The 18,200-nt window shown below is 52.5% G+C and carries 21 protein-coding genes; 13 read left to right on the top strand and 8 right to left on the bottom strand.

The window, feature by feature from the left end; translation table 11 throughout:
- Positions 1–11 precede the first annotated feature (11 nt).
- Positions 12–863, top strand: a complete 852-nt coding sequence (locus tag JL719_RS07045) for an urease accessory protein UreD (protein WP_033158914.1) — start codon at positions 12–14, stop codon at positions 861–863.
- A gap of 89 nt (positions 864–952) precedes the next feature.
- Here the strand turns inward: JL719_RS07045 and JL719_RS07040 are convergent, their stop codons facing one another.
- Positions 953–1,234 carry a hypothetical protein gene (locus JL719_RS07040; RefSeq protein WP_165385933.1) on the bottom strand — a complete coding sequence of 94 codons (282 nt, stop codon included), beginning with the start codon at positions 1,232–1,234 and terminating at the stop codon, positions 953–955.
- Positions 1,235–1,336: 102 nt separating this feature from the next.
- Between JL719_RS07040 and JL719_RS07035 the strand changes: the two genes are divergently transcribed.
- The 4 genes from JL719_RS07035 (at position 1,337) to ureC (ending at position 4,609) form a co-directional block, all read left to right on the top strand.
- Positions 1,337–1,987, top strand: coding sequence for a hypothetical protein (locus JL719_RS07035; protein ID WP_129871366.1), 651 nt, complete (start codon positions 1,337–1,339; stop codon positions 1,985–1,987).
- Between the two features lie 292 nt (positions 1,988–2,279).
- Positions 2,280–2,582, top strand: coding sequence for an urease subunit gamma (ureA, locus tag JL719_RS07030; RefSeq protein WP_033158912.1), 303 nt, complete (start codon positions 2,280–2,282; stop codon positions 2,580–2,582).
- Positions 2,583–2,591: 9 nt separating this feature from the next.
- Positions 2,592–2,909 (top strand): urease subunit beta, encoded by a 318-nt coding sequence (locus tag JL719_RS07025; RefSeq protein ID WP_033158911.1) that lies wholly within the window; start codon positions 2,592–2,594, stop codon positions 2,907–2,909.
- On the top strand, positions 2,906–4,609 hold the full coding sequence (gene ureC / locus JL719_RS07020) for an urease subunit alpha (protein ID WP_033158910.1): 1,704 nt from the start codon (positions 2,906–2,908) through the stop codon (positions 4,607–4,609). Before JL719_RS07025 ends, ureC begins: the two co-directional genes overlap by 4 nt.
- 94 nt (positions 4,610–4,703) lie before the next feature.
- On the opposite strand, the gene JL719_RS07015 is transcribed toward ureC, so the two are convergent.
- Positions 4,704–5,273 carry a hypothetical protein gene (locus tag JL719_RS07015; protein ID WP_033158909.1) on the bottom strand — a complete coding sequence of 190 codons (570 nt, stop codon included), beginning with the start codon at positions 5,271–5,273 and terminating at the stop codon, positions 4,704–4,706.
- A gap of 85 nt (positions 5,274–5,358) precedes the next feature.
- Complete coding sequence (locus JL719_RS07010) at positions 5,359–5,715, bottom strand: hypothetical protein (RefSeq protein WP_129871365.1); 357 nt, start codon at positions 5,713–5,715, stop codon at positions 5,359–5,361.
- 575 nt (positions 5,716–6,290) lie between these two features.
- Between JL719_RS07010 and JL719_RS07005 the strand changes: the two genes are divergently transcribed.
- The 7 genes from JL719_RS07005 (at position 6,291) to JL719_RS06975 (ending at position 13,683) form a co-directional block, all read left to right on the top strand.
- Positions 6,291–7,958 carry a hypothetical protein gene (locus tag JL719_RS07005; protein ID WP_033158907.1) on the top strand — a complete coding sequence of 556 codons (1,668 nt, stop codon included), beginning with the start codon at positions 6,291–6,293 and terminating at the stop codon, positions 7,956–7,958.
- A gap of 408 nt (positions 7,959–8,366) precedes the next feature.
- Positions 8,367–8,798 carry an urease accessory protein UreE gene (ureE, locus tag JL719_RS07000; protein ID WP_033158905.1) on the top strand — a complete coding sequence of 144 codons (432 nt, stop codon included), beginning with the start codon at positions 8,367–8,369 and terminating at the stop codon, positions 8,796–8,798.
- On the top strand, positions 8,788–9,462 hold the full coding sequence (locus JL719_RS06995; RefSeq protein WP_033158904.1) for an urease accessory protein UreF: 675 nt from the start codon (positions 8,788–8,790) through the stop codon (positions 9,460–9,462). The genes ureE and JL719_RS06995 overlap by 11 nt, the downstream gene beginning before the upstream one ends.
- Positions 9,463–9,752: 290 nt before the next feature.
- Positions 9,753–10,790, top strand: coding sequence for an IS110 family RNA-guided transposase (locus JL719_RS06990; protein ID WP_129871317.1), 1,038 nt, complete (start codon positions 9,753–9,755; stop codon positions 10,788–10,790).
- 238 nt (positions 10,791–11,028) lie between these two features.
- Positions 11,029–11,646 (top strand): urease accessory protein UreG, encoded by a 618-nt coding sequence (gene ureG / locus JL719_RS06985; protein WP_033157882.1) that lies wholly within the window; start codon positions 11,029–11,031, stop codon positions 11,644–11,646.
- A gap of 74 nt (positions 11,647–11,720) precedes the next feature.
- On the top strand, positions 11,721–12,263 hold the full coding sequence (locus JL719_RS06980) for a glutathione peroxidase (RefSeq protein ID WP_033157883.1): 543 nt from the start codon (positions 11,721–11,723) through the stop codon (positions 12,261–12,263).
- Positions 12,264–12,324: 61 nt separating this feature from the next.
- Entirely contained in the window at positions 12,325–13,683 is a 1,359-nt protein-coding gene (locus JL719_RS06975; RefSeq protein WP_051670191.1) for a DASH family cryptochrome, read from the top strand.
- A 34-nt stretch (positions 13,684–13,717) separates the two neighbouring features.
- Here the strand turns inward: JL719_RS06975 and JL719_RS06970 are convergent, their stop codons facing one another.
- The 4 genes from JL719_RS06970 to cysK all read right to left on the bottom strand — a co-directional run bounded on the left by JL719_RS06970 (position 13,718) and on the right by cysK (position 16,105).
- Complete coding sequence (locus tag JL719_RS06970) at positions 13,718–14,053, bottom strand: hypothetical protein (RefSeq protein ID WP_129871364.1); 336 nt, start codon at positions 14,051–14,053, stop codon at positions 13,718–13,720.
- 113 nt (positions 14,054–14,166) lie between these two features.
- Positions 14,167–14,583, bottom strand: coding sequence for a DUF6691 family protein (locus tag JL719_RS06965; RefSeq protein ID WP_033157885.1), 417 nt, complete (start codon positions 14,581–14,583; stop codon positions 14,167–14,169).
- Positions 14,584–14,597: 14 nt separating this feature from the next.
- Positions 14,598–15,014, bottom strand: a complete 417-nt coding sequence (locus JL719_RS06960) for a YeeE/YedE family protein (RefSeq protein ID WP_033157886.1) — start codon at positions 15,012–15,014, stop codon at positions 14,598–14,600.
- Between the two features lie 140 nt (positions 15,015–15,154).
- The gene (gene cysK, locus JL719_RS06955; RefSeq protein WP_033157887.1) at positions 15,155–16,105 is read right to left on the bottom strand and encodes a cysteine synthase A; all 951 of its coding nucleotides are present in this window, start codon (positions 16,103–16,105) and stop codon (positions 15,155–15,157) included.
- Positions 16,106–16,293: 188 nt separating this feature from the next.
- Here cysK and pepA point away from each other — a divergent pair, with 188 nt between their 5' ends.
- On the top strand, positions 16,294–17,106 hold the full coding sequence (gene pepA / locus JL719_RS06950; RefSeq protein WP_129871363.1) for a flocculation-associated PEP-CTERM protein PepA: 813 nt from the start codon (positions 16,294–16,296) through the stop codon (positions 17,104–17,106).
- Between the two features lie 80 nt (positions 17,107–17,186).
- Here pepA and holA read toward each other — a convergent pair whose 3' ends face one another.
- Entirely contained in the window at positions 17,187–18,200 is a 1,014-nt protein-coding gene (holA, locus tag JL719_RS06945; protein WP_033157889.1) for a DNA polymerase III subunit delta, read from the bottom strand.

Below are 18,200 nucleotides of genomic sequence, written 5' to 3'. Positions count from 1 at the left end.
CCAAGAGCACCATGCCCGCCAATTGCGCTGCTTCAGCCCATCCCGCTGCCTCAACCGATACCACGGCGTGGGAAGCCGAATTAACGCTGGGCTTTAGCCAACGCGGCGACAAAACCGCCCTGGTCAACCGCAGCCATCGCGGCCCGTTGACCGTGCAGCGACCGTTTTATCCGGAAGGCGAAATCTGCCATGTCTACCTGCTGCACCCGCCCGGCGGCGTGGTGGCCGGCGACCGTTTGACGATCAACACCAATGCCAACACCGCCGCCCAGGCCCTGATCACCACGCCCGCCGCCGGTAAGTTTTACCGCAGCGGCGGCGGCGAAGGCCGGCAAACGGTGAATTTAACCGTCGCTAACGGCGCCAGCCTGGAATGGCTGCCGCAGGAAACCATCGTCTACGACGGAGCCCGCCTAAGTGCCAATATGCATATCGAGCTAGCCGAACAGTCTCGCTTCGTCGGCTGGGAAATCACCGCCCTCGGCCGCCCCGCCGCCGGCGAAGGCTTCAGTGACGGCCACGCCGAACTGAACTGGCGCATCCAACGCGACGGCCGCTTGTTCTACCTGGAACGCCAGCATCTGGACGCGCAAGCCTTTCAAGCTCGTTGGGGTCTGGCCGGGCATTCGGCGTGCGGGACGATGTTTGTGTATCCGGCAACACCTTTGCATTTGGAGGCGGTACAAGCATTGATTGGCGAGAAGCCGAATCGCGGGGTCACTTTGATTGAGGGTTTGTTGATTTGTCGAGGCTTGGATCGTAGGGCGGATTTGTTGAAGGGGTTTTTTGAGAGGGTTTGGGGGTTGGTGAGAGGGGATGTTGTTGGGAAGGAGGTTTGTGCGCCGAGGATTTGGGCGACATGAGATTTTGATTTTGCTCGGGGGCTTAACTCCCTCGCCCTCCGGGAGAGGGTTGGGGTGAGGGGCTTAGTGTCGCTAACGCGACGGTTGTTTTAAAGTCGGGTCTCGGCCCGACAGCCGCGATACTTTCTTTTGCTTGGCCAAAAGAAAATATCCAAAGAAAAGGCCACCCCATGCCGCTTGTATCCTGCGCTCCGAAGGGTTTGAACGGGGTTTTCGGAAGGGCTATCCATAGCCCTCCGAAAACGAGCGGCATCCCTGCCGCTCCCCTGCGGGCTGATCCGTCCAAACCCTTCGGTGCTCGGCGCGGCATACGGTGTTAAACCCGTGGCGCGAACAAAGGTTTTTGGATGATTTTGTAGTTTGAGTTTCATGCTCTATTGTAGGATGCTGCCGACGATAGGAGGCGCATCTGTCGCGAACGATACGTTTCGCTTCGTTGATTACATCCTAAGGACCTAGATGAAACAATAGTTATGTCAAAAATTAATGGAACGATTATTGGTTATGACCCAGGCGGAAATAATTCGAATGGTTTTGCTTTATTAAGAATACAAGACAATGTCGCAACAGAGATCGAAATAAAAACATTAGATACGGCCGAATCTATTTTGTCCCAAATTTCCAATGAGGACGTTATTGGCCTTGGAGTAGATACATTGTCCTGCTGGTGTACCGGCGATAGCGGGTGGAGGCCAGCAGATATCTGGCTTCGTAAAAAATATCCCGAGGTAAGAAATAGTGTAATGTCGCCAAACACTCTATCTGGATCAATGGGTAGAAATGGTATGTCGGTCCTTATTGAAGTTTTGAAAAACAAAAGGAACTTAATCTTATCGGAAACCCATCCAAAAGTTCTTTATTACGCTTTAACCAAAATAAAATATGATTATAAATCCAATTATTTAAACATGGATTTATTCTTGTCAAAAGAAATTGGCATACCTATTAAAACAAATAACGATCATGAATGGGATGCTGTTATTTCCGCATACGCATTGCTAAATGGAATTTCAGGTAAATGGACAAGAGATTTACATCAATTACCAGTAATTAATGGTCGAATTGTAAATCCTTGTGGAAAAACCGCATATTACTGGCCTGATGACTCATTTTATAACCCGTGATTTGTATTTCACGGACGGTTTTCTCCCCTAATGCCGCGCCGAGCACCGGAGGGTTTGAGCGGATTTGCCCGCAGGGGAGCGGCAGGGATGCCGCTCGTTTTCGGAGGGCTAGGGATAGCCCTTCCGAAAACCCCGTTCAAACCCTTCGGAGCGCGGGATAAAAGCGGCATGGGGCGGCCTTTCTTTTGGGTACTTTTCTTTGGCCGTCCAAAGAAAAGTACCTCGGCTGTCGGGCCGAGACCCGACATTAAAAACAACCGTCGCGGCAGCGACACAAAACAAGACAAACGCCATGCAATTAACTCCAAGAGAAAAAGACAAACTCCTCCTCTTCACTGCCGCCCTCCTCGCCGAGCGCCGCAAAGCCAGAGGTTTGAAACTTAACTACCCGGAAGCCGTGGCCTATATCTCTGCCGCCATTATGGAAGGCGCCCGCGACGGCCAGACCGTGGCCGAGTTGATGGCTTATGGTCGAACGTTATTAAGCATCGACGATGTGATGGACGGCATCGCCGAGATTTTGACCGAGGTGCAGGTGGAGGCGACCTTCCCGGATGGCACCAAATTAGTCACCGTACACGACCCCATCGTATAGGAGCAAAGCATGATTCCTGGAGAAATCTTCCCTGCCGACGGCGACATCGAACTCAACGCCGGCCGCGCCACCGTCAAAGTCCTTGTCGCCAACAGCGGCGATCGGCCAATACAAGTTGGATCGCACTATCATTTTTACGAAACCAACCCGGCCTTGCATTTCGACCGAGAAGCGGCGCGCGGCTTTAGGTTGGACATCCCGGCCGGCACGGCGGTGCGGTTCGAGCCGGGCCAGCAGCGCGAGGTGCAATTGGTCGAGTTTGCCGGCAAGCGCGAGGTCTACGGCTTTCGCGGCGAGGTGATGGGCGCATTGGAGACAAACGCATGAGCAAAATCAGCAGATCCGCTTACGCCGACATGTTCGGCCCCACCACTGGCGACCGCTTACGGTTGGCCGATACCGATTTGATTTTAGAGGTGGAAGCCGATTACACCATCTACGGCGACGAGGTGAAATTCGGCGGCGGCAAGGTGATCCGCGACGGCATGGGCCAAAGCCAGTTCGGCAACGACCACGCGGTGGATTTGGTGATTACCAACGCATTGATCATCGATTATTGGGGCATCGTCAAGGCCGACGTCGGCGTCAAGGACGGCCGCATCTTCAAAATCGGCAAGGCCGGCAACCCGGATGTGCAGCCCGGCGTGGACATCATCGTCGGCCCCGGCACCGAAGTCATCGCCGGCGAAGGCCAGATTCTGACTGCCGGTGGCATCGACGCCCACATCCATTTCATTTGTCCGCAGCAGATCGAGGAAGCGCTGTGTTCCGGCGTTACCACCATGATCGGCGGCGGCACCGGCCCCGCCACCGGCACCAACGCCACCACCTGCACGCCGGGGCCGTGGCATATCCAGCAAATGCTGAAAGCGCTGGACGGTTTGCCGATGAACTTTGGCTTGCTCGGCAAGGGCAACGCCAGCCTGCCTAGCGCTTTGGCAGAACAAATCAAAGCAGGGGCCATGGGCCTGAAACTGCACGAAGACTGGGGCACCACGCCGGCATCGATTGATTGCTGCCTGGGCGTGGCCGAGGATTACGACGTGCAGGTCGCGATCCATACCGACACCTTGAACGAATCGGGCTTTGTCGAAGACACTTTCGCCGCCTTCAAGGGCCGCACTATCCATACCTACCACACCGAAGGTGCCGGCGGCGGCCATGCCCCGGACATCATCAAGGCTTGCGGCTTGGGCAATGTGCTGCCGTCGTCCACCAACCCGACTCGGCCGTACACGGTCAACACCGTCGACGAACATCTGGATATGTTGATGGTCTGCCATCATCTTGATCCGAGCATCCCGGAAGACGTGGCTTTCGCCGAATCGCGCATCCGCCGCGAAACCATTGCTGCCGAAGACATCCTGCACGACCTGGGCGCGTTTTCGATGATTTCCTCGGACTCGCAAGCCATGGGTCGAGTCGGCGAAGTGGTGATCCGCACCTGGCAGACCGCGCACAAAATGAAGGCACAACGCGGCGCACTGACCGGCGACCCGGCCAGCAGCGACAACCTGCGCATCAAACGCTACATTGCCAAATACACCATCAATCCGGCCATCAGCCACGGCATCAGCCACGAAGTGGGCTCCATCGAAGCCGGCAAACTGGCTGACCTGGTGTTGTGGCAACCGGCCTTCTTCGGCGTCAAACCCAGCCTGGTGATCAAAGGCGGCCTGATCGCCGCCGCGCCGATGGGCGACGCCAACGCCTCCATCCCCACCCCTCAGCCAGTGCATTACCGGCCGATGTTCGGCAGCTTCGGCCGCACCGCCGCCAACACCTCGATGATCTTTTTGCCGCAAGCGGCGGTATCGGCGGGTGTTGCCGGGCAATTGGGCTTGCAGAAACGGGTCGGCACGGTGCGCAATACTCGCAACATCGGTAAGGCGGATATGAAATTGAACGACTACAAGCCGGTGATGGAGGTGTGCCCGCAGACTTATCAGGTCAAGGCGGATGGGGTGTTGTTGACTTGCGAACCGGCGGTGGTGTTGCCGATGGCGCAGCGGTATTTCCTGTTTTGAGAAGGGTCAGGGTTTTCGGTAGAGCCATCCGTGGCCCTGCCGAAAACAAACTGTATGCAACTGAAGCGATGGCAGTGTTTGCCATCCGTTAAAACTAGGAACCTGGGATATGGTTTTTGTGCGGTAGAACCGGTTCGTCCGTGGTGGTTGCGCCGGCTTCGAGTGGCTGAGCCATGGCATTGATGATTTCCGGCGGAGCACCGGATTGCTTTAGGCTTTCGCGTAGCTCGGCGCTCAATTCCGCGTTGGTTCGTTCGGATACCGGCTCTTCAGGCTGAACGGGCGTGGCGGACTCTTGATCTTTCAGAGTCTGCTCCAATTGAGCGACCTGCTCTTCCGGTAAGTGGTTGGCTCGCATCGACGCAATCAAGTCGGCATTGGCTTCGCTACGCGCAACCTCATCTTCGGGAGACAAGCCATTAGCGAGCGCCTGCCGTTGCTGTTCGTGAGGGGGCAACCGAATTTCCTTAGAGACCGGGACGTTTGTCCGCGACATATCCAGCTTTCTGTTAGCGCCGACCGCGATAACTGGCGCGGAAACTGAAGCGGTATTCTCCGGCAGCGCCGCTGAATGGCTGTCGCCGCGACCGGGGAATTGCTGACCGGCAAAATATCCGCTCGCAAAAACGCTAGCCACACCCAGTATTGAGACAAGTTTGTTCATGATCTTGACCTAGGTTGATGTTACTCAGAGCGGAATCTCGGTCGGATGGGCCAGACCAAAGATTCCGCATGATCGGATGCCGCGATTAGTACTCGTACAGATAGGATAAAGTACCCAAGTAGCGATAAGAGCCGGAGGTTGGGCAGGCAGCAGTGCCTGAGTCACCATACAAATAGTAAGTTTGATGGTTTTGCAGCGCCATTTTGGCCTGAATCAAAGCCTCTTTGTTATAGGTGACGAAATAGTTGGTATAGGCTGGCAGTACGTTGTGTTCCGGCACGGTGTAGATATAACCGTATGTCGTACCGTTAACGTTATATTCGTAAACACCGGTGACATTCACCCAACCGGCGGAACAAGTCGCCGCATTGGCCGCACTGGCACCAAACATGGAAGCAGTAATGACAGACAGCATTAGAAACAGATTTTTGATAGTTTTCATGACCTTCACCTTTTGTAAATTAAACACGAGAGTGGATGAGTTAACGCTGTACTTGCTTCTCGGGTAAAAAATTGGCCTACCTGAAAATTCAAGGGCAGCGTGTCCTTAGGCATTTACGCTGTGGTTTTACTGGCGGCGTAATTAGCGGGGACGGTGATAATTTAGGGAAACTGAAGGGTTTTCTCTGTTAACTTTCTGGCTGAAGAAGTGTGAGGTTTTTCACAGTTTTATGAGGATATAGCTTTGCTGGGGTTTTGTGTCGCTGTCGCGACGGATGTTTTATATGTCGGTTCGCGGACCGACAACCGCGATACTTTCTTTTGCGTGGCCAAAAGAAAGTATCCAAAGAAAAGGCCACCCGACATTCCGCCTTAATCCTGCGCGTCTTGCTTTCGGCGAGGGTTTTCGGAAGGGGCTTCCCAGCCCCTCCGAAAACGAGCGGCATCCCTGCCGCTCCCCTACGGGCTAATCTCACCAAATACCCACGGGGCACAAGAGCTGCGATGCTCGGGGCGGAATAACGGGAGTAAACCCATCGTTGTATGAATGGTTATTGAATAATTTGTAGGATTTAAATGTTTGCTAAACCACCACTTCTTACTATTCAGCAAGGCTCGAAAGGTACGTTTGTATCCTGGTTAGAAGACCTAGGTCTTAAAGATTTTCTGAAAAACCATCCATTGTCAAAGCTAGAAGAGTGGGGATGGCTTGTACCCCAACACCGAGTTGTTTTTCCAGTTGGGTATTTTTTAGCTTGGCAAAATTTCCCTTTATGTCCTGCTGAAATAGATTCTACGAAACCTGCATTTGATACTGAAGATTGCTTGTGGGCTTCGGAATGGTGCGTTGAAAAAGATCAAAGCCCGCTTTGGTTTTTGCATCCTTTTTTCCAAGCTACCGCTTCGAGTTATGATTTGCTTCGTAAAAATAATTACCGAACCACACCAATACCAGACGCATTTGTTCATCCCTATCGTTCGATCTCAATAACTCCCTATGCTGACTATTTTTTTCATTGGCAAGCCTATGCACTGATTGACGTTGTATGTAGAGCCGATTATTTTCAGCCTATTCTCAATACACCAGATATTGAAGAACGTGCCGAATCCGTTATACGGTACGCTACACAACTTAAGCAAAACGATATAAAGCCTACTGATGTACTCAGTGAGTCTAATCACTGGGGTGGATTGGCTGAGCCGATGACATGGCTCTCTCATTACCGCGCGTTTCGCGACGCTTTGTGTGGCAATGACGATCAAAATCTACAAATAAAAGGTGCGAAACAATTAGCTGAGCATTTAGGTATCAATGCAGAAATACTTGAAGAAGCTATCGAAACAAAATTACTTAGGTTGGCACAACGTTGGTTGTGGGCTAACGAAAAGCACAGTAAATGGACTCTCCAAGCTTGGCCTTATCTTCAGAAAGACATTAGGCTTGCTTTGGAATGGCTTTACATTCTGAACGATAATGACCTCGCCTTCTATTTGGATAAATGGGCCTATTCGTCTTTTGGTGAACGAGAATGGGCAGAGTTAAGTAGAGTTTTACCCTATGAGTTTTTTGAAGATAAACGATATTTTTTACGTTATTTGCCTTTTTATAAAAAACATTATGAATATGTACTTCCAACAGATCAAATACTCAAGAATTTGGTAGATAGGTTGCAATCGGCTAATTATCTTTTTGGTAGTTTTTTAAATGCATTTCGTCAGCTTCACGAAAACTTAGAACGTAACCCAAAACAAAAAAGTAATTTGGAATTTAGAACATTACGTCCACTTGATTATTACTCGTTACTGGCGATACGAGCCGAAAGTTGTCTTCGTTACGCGCTGGGTTATGACCGAGAGGAAAATATTTCGGAAGAGAATGATAAAAAAGGGTTGACTGATTACATAAGAGAACTTGCTAGACAAAGAAATATATCTGATAGCGTCGTTGATTATTTCGAGCAGAAAATAAATGATAACCGGCGAAAATATACAAAAGCCGGCCAATATACTCAACCAAAAAAATCGAACGACCCTATCGGTGAAATCATGAACATTGAATGCGCCGATGAAAGGAGCAATTGTTTGTTGAAAGCATTCTTATCCTGTCTTTTAGCAAGAAACTATTTTGCTCACCATACCTATTTAGACAAGGAATTGATACGAACTGAAAAATCAGCTTTTATGTTAACCGGTATTTTAACTACGGTTTTAGTTCTGTTGGATGACTCGGTCGATTATAGTTAAGTCGATGCGAGTTCCGGCCTCTACGTTTTTACGATCTACTTATGAATTTGGGATGGTTTTGGTCCCGTTATTCCGCCCCGAGCATCGCAGCTTTTGGCGAGAATAGCCCGCAGGGGAGCGGCAGGGATGCCGCTCGTTTTCGGAGGGCCAGGGATGGCCCTTCCGAAAACCCTCGGCAAAAGCGAGAAGCGCAGGATAAAGGCGGAATTCCGGATGGCCTTTCTTTTGGTGACTTTTCTTTGGCCAAGCAAAGAAAAGTTACTCGGCTGTCGGGCCGAGACCCGACGCCCAAACACCCGTCGCGACAGCGACACACATTATTCAAAGAAAGCTAAAGCTTTCGAGACATCGTTCCCAAGCTCGAGCTTGGGAACCAGCGTGACAAGCAAAATCTAACCAAACCAAACAATGCTAAAACTCACCGAAACCACCCAAACCGAAGAAACCCCAGACGACACCCTCACCCTCCCCTTCGAGGCCCGGCAGAAATCCCGGCAACCCGCCACCACCCAAGGTGGTATTCAAGTCGGCGTGTTCCTGCCAAGGGGCCAAAACCTGAGACACGGCGCAATCCTCACCAACGGCCAGGGTTTCAAGGTACGAATCAACGCCGCGCCGGAACCACTGTCGGTAGTGAAATGCGCCGATCCGTTGCTGTTTGCCCGCGCTTGTTATCACTTGGGCAATCGTCACGTAGCCTTGCAAATCCTGCCCGGCGAATTGCGGTTTTTGACCGACTATGTACTGGATCAAATGCTGATCGGATTGGGTTTAGCCGTCGAGCACGACACCCTGCCGTTCGAGCCGGAAGCCGGCGCTTACCATAGTCATGGTCACTAATTTAAGCCTGCTGCGGCTGCTGCAACTGGTCAGCCCCAGTTTGCCGATTGGGATGTACAGCTATTCACAGGGTCTGGAGACTGCGGTGCACGACGGCTGGGTAACCAATGCCGAGCAAACCGGCGATTGGCTGCGTGGTTTATTGCACAACGGTTTAGGCAAGGTCGACGCACCGTTGTTGGCGCGGCTGTACGACGCTTGGCAGACTAATGACATCGAGGCTGTCACGCATTGGGGTCAAACCCTAACCGCTTACCGCGAAACTGCCGAATTGCGCGCCGAAGACAGGCAAACCGGGCAGGCCCTGGCGCGCTTGTTGGTCAAGTTAGAGATGCCGGAAGCGCAGATTTGGCAAAAACGGCCCGATGCTACGTTGGCGACCTTGTTTGCGTTGGCGGCGACACGCTGGCAAATCGATAAAGCCGATGCGATAGCCGGTTATTTATGGGGCTGGCTGGAAAATCAGGTGTTGGGCGCGATTAAATTGGTACCACTGGGCCAGGTGGCCGGGCAGCAGTTGTTACAAGGTCTGGCCGCCGAGTTGCCGGGCTTGGTCGAGAGCGCATCGCAATTGAAAGACGATGAGATCGGCGGCAGTTGTTTTGGTTTGGCCTTGGCCAGCAGCCGGCACGAAATCCAGTATTCACGGCTGTTTCGGTCGTGATGCCATGAGGTTTCGCGTGGGCACTTATCGTACCCACCCTTGTATGATGAATTTTAACAACCGATAGCCCAGAAAAACCGATTAAGCTGTGATTGTTCATTGGGAGGCCGTCCCACCCTGAGGACTGGTGGTTTACCAGAGCCTGTCGTGTAGATTGGCCCCCGCCCTATTCACCCATACCGTGGAGTATCCGAGGCTTAGAGCCTGCATACACAAGGAAGGTAGGTGCATGTGCAGGGTCGGGAACCGGTGAATAGTGTACTTCCCTTTAACTGTATTCAAAAACGATTATGACGAACCACCCGCTCAACACCACCGCTGAATCTATCCCTCGCCTGTTTGCCGGCGTGGATGTGGGCGCCGATGAATTGGTGCTGGTGATCCGCAAGAACGGCAAGCCGTTCGATCCGCAAAAATATGCTAATACTCGTAGCGACCGTGCGCGTCTGGTGAATAAGTTGATCAAATTACCCGGCATCAAGGTCTGTCTGGAAGCCACCGGTATTTACCATTTCGATCTTGCTATTGCGCTACACGACGTCGGTGTACCTGTGATGGTGGTCAATCCCAAGGCTTCGCATCACTTCGCTAAGGTATTGATGAAAAACAGTAAAACCGACGCCGTCGATGCCAACACCTTGGCCGAATATGTCGAGCGCATGGATTTCGTCGCCTGGACTCGTCCTTCGAATCAAGCGCTGGCTTTGCGCGGCTATGCTCGCCGTATCGACGCGCTAACCGGTCAGAAGGCCGCCGCGAAAAATCATCTACATGCGCTGAGTGCGACCGAGGAAACGCCGAAGGCCCTACTACGCGATGCCAAATTGGCGATTAGTCAGCTGGAAAAACGCATCGATACGTTGGCTGGCGAGGCGCTGGCGTTGATCGACCAGCATCCGGAACTGCAACGAATATTCGACCTGTTGACCGGCATCAAAGGCATTGCCCAAACCAGCGCCATTGCCTTGATGGGCGAACTACTGCTATTGCCGCCCAACCTGTCGCATCGCGAATGGGTCAAGTTTGCCGGACTCGATCCCAAGGCCTTTGAGTCGGGCAAAAGCGTACACAAGAAAATGCGGTTATCCAAGGCCGGTAACCGGCATATTCGTTCGGCGTTGTATATGCCGGCCTTGAGTGCCAAACAGCACGATCCGCATGTGCGAGCGTATTTCCAGCATTTGATCGACAACGGCAAGAAACCTTTGCAAGCCGTCTGCGCCGTCATGCGTAAATTACTGCATGCGATCCATGGCATGTTGAAGCACGATCAGCCGTTCGATAACACGCGGTTTTATGCCATCCCTGAATCCATCATCGCCGAGTAAAAGATGATGAAATTTGTTGCTTTTGAACAGAGTATCTACGCTCTTTATCGCAGATATTCCGTTCGGGCTGAGCTTGTCAAAGCCCTAGGTGGCAGGCCCTTCGACAGGTTAAGGGCGAACGGTTTTTAAAGGCTGGAATAATTCGCACCAACCGATAAACGCTGCCTCAACGCCGCGCAGTGGAATCGAGGTTTGGCATTTTTAAATCCCGGATAGTGTCGGGGCAACTGGAGACAATATGAACGACAAACAAATTTTAAGAGTAGGCATCGGCGGCCCGGTCGGCTCCGGCAAGACTGCGCTGGTGGATGCCTTGTGCAAGAAGATGCGCGACGATTACGAAATCGGGGTGGTCACCAACGATATTTACACCCGCGAGGACCAGCAGTTTTTGATTCGCAGCCAGGCTCTGCCGGAAGAGCGCATCCTGGGCGTGGAAACCGGCGGCTGTCCGCATACCGCCATCCGCGAGGATGCCTCAATGAATCTGGCGGCGGTGGACGAGTTGTGCGAACGCTGGCCGGAGCTGGATTTTGTGATGGTGGAAAGCGGCGGGGATAATCTCAGCGCGACCTTCAGCCCGGAATTGGCTGACCTGACGATTTACGTGATCGATGTCTCTGCCGGCGACAAGATACCGCGTAAAGGCGGCCCCGGCATCACCCGTTCGGATTTATTGGTCATCAATAAAATCGATCTGGCGCCTTATGTCGGCGCGTCTCTGGAAGTGATGGACCGGGATGCCAAAAAAATGCGCGGCGAGCGGCCTTTTGTGTTTACCAACATCAAAACCGGCAATGGCTTGGAAGCGGTCGCTGACTTTATTGTCAAGCAAGGCATGCTGCAAACGCATTAATGGCGATAGTCAGCCAAGGTTGACTTTTAACCAGTACTGGTATGCTCAAGAATAACGAATCAGGAGGAACCATGATGAAAACCGCGTTTTTAGTCGCCAGCCTCTGGGCGTGCTCCGTGTCGGTAGCCGACGCCGAGCCTTGCCCGGAATTGCTGAATTACAAGATGACCAAGCTTCGTTCCAGCGAGCAAATCGATTTTTGCCAGGCGTTTCAAGGCAAGGTGATCCTGGCCGTCAATACCGCCAGCAACTGCGGCTACACTCCGCAATTCAAGGGTCTGGAAGCCTTGTACCAAAAGTATAAGGATCAGGGCTTGGTGGTAGTTGGTTTTCCTTCCAATGATTTTAATCAGGAGTTCAGCGAAGCGGAAAAAACTGCCAACGTCTGTTACATCAATTACGGCGTCACGTTCCCCATGCTGGAAAAAAGTCAGGTGAAAGGCGCGGCAGCGAACAGTTTCTTCCAAAAACTGATTAAAGCCACAGGTCAGGCGCCGGCCTGGAATTTTCACAAATATTTGATTGATCGCAGCGGCAACAGCGTGGCGGCCTTCCCCAGCGCTGTGACGCCGGAACAGCTGGATTCTAAGATCAGCGCCTTGTTATCAGCTAAATAGGGTTGTAAACCTCAGCTCTCGCCGGCGGCATGCCGGCATTTTTTATCAGGACGAGACGGCAATGCGCAGAATTGGACTTTACTGGTTTGGTAATGATTTGCGGGTGCATGATAACGCCAACCTGCAACAAGCCAGCGCAGTAGTAGATCAGTTGCTTTGCGTGTATTGTCTGGACCCTGCCTGGTTGGCGCCCAACCCATACGGGATGGCTAATTTGTCGGAGCAGCGTTGGCGATTTTTGAAAGAAGCCTTACAGGATCTGGATAGAAATCTTCAGCAAGTTGGACAACATCTGCTGGTTTGTTACGAAACACCGCTTGCGGCCATCGGCGAGCTAGTCGCCAAACATGGCGTATCGGTGATTTATCGCAGCCGCCATGCTGGTTTTCAGGAGCGGCAACAATGGCTGGCACTGCAAAAACATTTGCCGGGCTTACGTTTTGTCGAATCGGATACGCAAACCTTGTTCAATCTGCGCGAATTGCCTTTTACCCAATTGCCGAAGTCTTTCACGCCATTCAAGGATAGCGTCGAACATTTGCGGGTCGATCACCCTTTGCTGCCGCCCGATGCGCTGCCTCCCAGCCCTGAATCCAAATCGGATTGGTTATTGAATTTTCCCGTGTATTTGCCGGCCATCTCAGCGCTCGATGCGGAGTTGGCGTTTCATGGCGGCGAGACCGCCGGTAAAAAACAGCTTAAAGCGTATTTTCGCAGCAGCTACCCCAGCCGTTACAAAGACTTGCGTAACGAACTGGACGGCTGGGAAAACTCCAGCAAGTTTTCGCCTTGGCTGGCCCATGGCAATCTGTCGGTACGAAAAATCTATTCCAGTTTGCGCCGTTACGAAGAGGAGAATGGCGCCAATGAATCCACCTATTGGCTGTATTTTGAATTGCTCTGGCGAGAGTATTTTCAATGGTACGCCCTCCAGCACGGCAAGCGGCTGTTTGCGTTTCGCGGCATTAAACCACGCAAACCTTTAACCTGCTTTTATCCGGAACGTTTTCAAAAATGGTGTCACGGTTACACGCCTTATCCATTAGTAAACGCTTGCATGAAACAACTGAACGCGACAGGTTATATGTCCAATCGCGGCCGGCAAATCGTCGCCAGTTGTTTGGTCAATGAATTGGCGGTGGATTGGCGTTTCGGCGCAGCTTATTTTGAACAACAGTTGCTGGATTACGATGTGGCCAGCAATTGGGGAAATTGGCAATATCTAGCCGGGGTGGGCGCTGATCCGCGCGGCCAGCGGCATTTTGACCTGGAAAAACAAACCCGGCTTTACGATCCGGACGGCCAGTTTATCCGCAAGTGGCAGGCTGAAGTCCGCAATTTGCCATTGGATTCTGTTGATGCCGCAGATTGGCCCGTGGACCCGGCTAACGCGAAATTGGCATCCATATTGTCGGCTTAGGCTAGCGATTAAACACCTCCGTTTGCTGAAGGTGCTAACGGCCTGTGCCAAAACTTTTCGCGCAGGATTTGCACCCCAAATAAAATTCCACCCCATCGTCTTGGGTGACGGAAATATTACCGCCGGCAAGGATCGTCCATTTACTGGGGCGTCCGTGAAATTTAGCGGTTCCTTGCACATAACAAGGTAGATAGGGATAGCTTTCCAGATATTCCGCCGATGTTATCGAGCTGGCTTTACGCAAAACGCTTTTGGCTTGCGGCGTGGAAAGCTTAAAGTCCTCGCAGAACGCCCCGGGCAGGTCGGAACCTGCCATCGCCACCCGCACCTGCGTAAACCCATCAATCGCAAAAGCATTTAACGGGAACATGACCGCGTAAAACCAAAAAGCGGAGTGTATTTTGTTTGCCAAAACCGAGCGCATCAAATTTACCACTTTACCCTTCCGCTAGCGCTTTATACCCCCATCAGACCGCCACTTACCTAGCGTTGATGCAACAAGCGAAACAACCAAAACCCGGCAAACATCGCCACAACAAACGCATAATTACCCAACACGCCCGCACTCAATCCCAATAAAGCCGGCCCCGGACAAAAGCCGGATAAGCCCCAACCGACACCAAATATCGCCGCTCCGGCAATCAGTTTGGCATCAATCCCGGCCGGCACAATAGCCGAAGGTTCTTGCTCGCGATCCGCAGCGTCGTTATTGCGATGCATCAAATAACGCGCCAGCCCCAGCGTCAATAAGGCACTTGCCATGACCAGGGCCAAGCTCGGGTCCCACGCCCCGGCCACATCCAGAAACGCCAATACTTTGGCTGGGTTGCTCATACCAGCCACGATCAAGCCCAGCCCAAACAACAGCCCGTAGGCAAATAAATAAACAGTATTTTTCATCGAGAGTTTCCGGTTTAGAACAGGTGCCGAACAATAAACACCGTAATCCCGGCAGTCAGCATGAAGGTTAGCGTCGCGACGATGGATCGCACGGACAAGCGGGCGATACCGCAAACGCCGTGCCCACTAGTGCAGCCGCCACCTAGCCGGGTGCCGTAACCCACCAGCAGGCCGGCAATTGCCAGCAAACCAGGCGAGGCTGCCAAATCCAACGTAATGTCTGCACCGCTTAAGCGATAAAGAGGCCCACTCGCCAGCAGTCCGGCCAGAAACCAGCCACGCCAGACACTGCTCTCGTTCCAAGGCGGTAGCATGCCCGCCGCGATGCCGGAAATCCCGGCGGTATGCTTATGGGTAAACAACAGCAAAGCGGCGGCCAGCCCAATCATGGCTCCCCCGGCCAGCGCGGATAAAATCGTCAAATAGTTCATGCGTCATTCTTGCCAAAAATGGGCTATTGAAGCAGAAACCGCAACACCAAACCAGATTTACTAGCTTTAACGCCCGATTTAAGTTGGCCAATCTGGCCACTCTTAGCGCCCCTCTTATTCGCATAGACAGCGGGCTCTCGTTATTCACCAAACAACGGCGAGCTCAAATAGCGCTCACCGGAATCCGGCAACACGGCGACGATGATTTTACCTGCGTGTTCCGAACGCTTGGCCAGCCGCACAGCAACCGCAAGCGCCGCACCGCTCGAAATACCGGCCATAATCCCTTCCTCCTTGGCGAGGCGCCGCGTATAGGCGATGGCTTCAGCGTCTTCTACCGGCTCGATCAAGTCAATCAACGACAAATCCAAATTCTGCGGCACAAAGCCGGCACCTATGCCTTGAATACCATGCGGCGCGGCTTGCAAAGGCAGCCCGGCGCGAGTCTGGCTTAATACAGGGCTGCCAGCCGGCTCGACTGCGACACTGAGTACCGGTCTGCCACAATGCTTTTTGAGATAACGCGACACACCGGTAATCGTGCCGCCGGTGCCGACGCCGGCTACGAAAATATCGACCTGACCGCCGCTATCGCGCCAAATTTCCGGGCCGGTGGTTTGTTCGTGTATCGCCGGATTGGCCGGGTTTTTAAACTGTTCAAGCAATAGATAATACTCAGGGTCGGCCGCGGCAATCGCCTCCGCCTGCTCCACCGCCGCGCGCATGCCGAGCGCACCATCGGTCAACCGCAGGTTCGCGCCATACGCCAACAACAACGTGCGGCGCTCCTGGCTCATGTTGTCCGGCATCGTCAATGTGATAGGGATGCCACGCGCGGCGGCCACCGCAGCCAACGCAATACCGGAATTACCGCTGGTGGCTTCCAATAAAGTCTTGCCCGGCGTTAATAGGCCTTGACGCTCCGCAGCCCAGACCATCGCCGCACCGACCCGGCATTTCACCGAATAAGACGGATTACGGCCTTCAATTTTCACCAGCAAGGTCGCGTTCAATCCTTGGCTAATATGATTGATCCGTACTAAAGGTGTCCTGCCTATCGATTGGGAATTATCTGCGTACCAAGCAGGCATTGAGGGTTTCCTGTGGGATAAGGGTTTTACTTTGCATGAAAAAAATGATCCGGGCTTATTGTGAGGGATTCTAAAATCATTCGCTGAGCCCCTCCCTGTAATAGAATCGTTATTTGAATTGACTACCAAAAACAGGTATATACTTTTCCCGGGGGAAGGTGTTTTTTATTTTTTGAGGTGGTACAAACATGAATATTTTCACAAATCGATTAAAACAGACCCTGCTTCTAGCTGCGGGATTGAGTATGGCGGCTCCTGTTTCAATGGCTAGCACATGGGCTGGAACGGCAAATTATACGGCCGCACCTGGTGCCACTGGCGACGAAGCGATAGTAGGTCCGTTTGATACTTACGATTTCGGCTCAGGCGTTACCTTGGTGCAATTTACCAGCGCATCCACCTTTACTGCTTATTTCCAAACTATGGTGGATGGGCACTTCCTGAACAACGCCGGCATCAACGTTCCGGAGTTGAATATCTCAGGCGCGGGCTCGGGTTTTGAATTGACTGTGGCTGCAACCCTAAATGGCACCTACAGTAATTTCTCCGGTTTCCAGTCCTTCAGCTTCACTGGCGGAGCTGTCAACCTGTATTTTGACACGACACCCGATTACAGCTTTACGGGCGATAGCGGCTTCAACAACGGTGCTGCCATTTTATCCGGTACCGTAACCGGCGGTTCCGGGGTCATATCGCCAGCAGGCATAGGCGCCGAGCAGTTGGATTTAAATTTTTCCGGTATTTTTGGTAGTTACGACTCCAACGTCTACGCCCCAGGCATAACCGGCGGGCATTCAGTTTTTTCGATAAACTTGAACAATTCATCTTTACTGTCGGGAATTAATAGCGTTTTGGGCCAAAACACAAACACTGGAGTACTTGCTGCTGTAGATGGCTCTATCCAATTGACATCCGTACCGGTACCTGCTGCTGCGTGGCTATTTGCCACTGGTGTGATCGGCTTAATGACTGCCGGCAAACGTAAAAATTTCGCTGCTTAAGCTCTAAATCTAAAGCATTTCGACTTCGTCGCCCAAGCCATGATAGCGGCTGGGGCGACGAAGTCATTCTGGACCGGCTTCTAAAGCTGTAATCCTTTCGAAAACAACAAACAAATCCTAAACAAGCCCTCCCATTCGTCGCCGTTAATCTGGCCTTTGATTTGGCAATCCACATTGGCGCTGGCTTGCAAAACACCCTGTAGCTCCTTGGTCTTCAACCTCTGCAAGGCCTCATGCACCAACTGCTTGCGCTTGTCCCATATCTGATATTTTTTGTAGAGAACGTCCGGGTTACCACCGCGTTTCAATTCAGTCTTGATACTGACCAGGGTTCGGGCTTCGCGGCTGATAGCCCACAACACCACCGGCGCTGCGACGCCTTCCGCTTTGAGCCCGGCAAGAATTTTAACGGATCGATTCACCTTGCCCGACAACAAAGCATCCATCAACTTAAACACGTCGAACCTAGCGCTGTCAGCCACATCGCCCTCAACCATGGCTTTGTTGATACGGTTAGCCCCGTGCAAGATATATAGTTTTTCAAGCTCCTGAGCCGCGGCCAGCAAGTTGCCTTCGACTCGCACGGCCAGGCTTTTCAACGCCTCCGCGTCAAGATGCATGCCCTTCCGCTCCGCGCGGCGCTGCAACCATTGCAACAACTCCGGCCCTTGTAATGGCCAGACCTGCACGGTGATCGCAATTTTATCCAAGGTCTGAAACCATTGCGACTTCTGCGCCGCGCTATCCAGCTTGCCGGCGGTGATCAGCAAAACGGTATCTTCGGGGGGACGCTGACAATACGCGCTTAGGGCTTTGCCGCCTTCTAACCCAGGCTTGCCGGAAGGCAAGCGTAAATCGATGAGTTTTTTGTCGGAAAAGATGGAAAGGGATTCGGCTTCGAGCGTCAATTGCGGCCACTCGTTACCGGTATCGATGGCAATCACTTCGCGGGTGAGATAACCTGCAGTACGAGCCGCACGCCGAATGTCGTCCGCCGCTTCGCCAAGTTGTAGAGGCTCGTCACCGCTCACCAGATAAACCGGTGCCAGCTCTTTCTGCAAGGCGCCGGTTAACTGGTCAAGCTTCAGACGCAT

The sequence above is a fragment of the Methylomonas sp. LW13 genome (assembly GCF_016865255.1).
GTDB lineage: Bacteria > Pseudomonadota > Gammaproteobacteria > Methylococcales > Methylomonadaceae > Methylomonas.
Note: the sequence above shows the minus strand (reverse complement) of the source record. Positions and strands in the feature narration are given on the sequence as shown.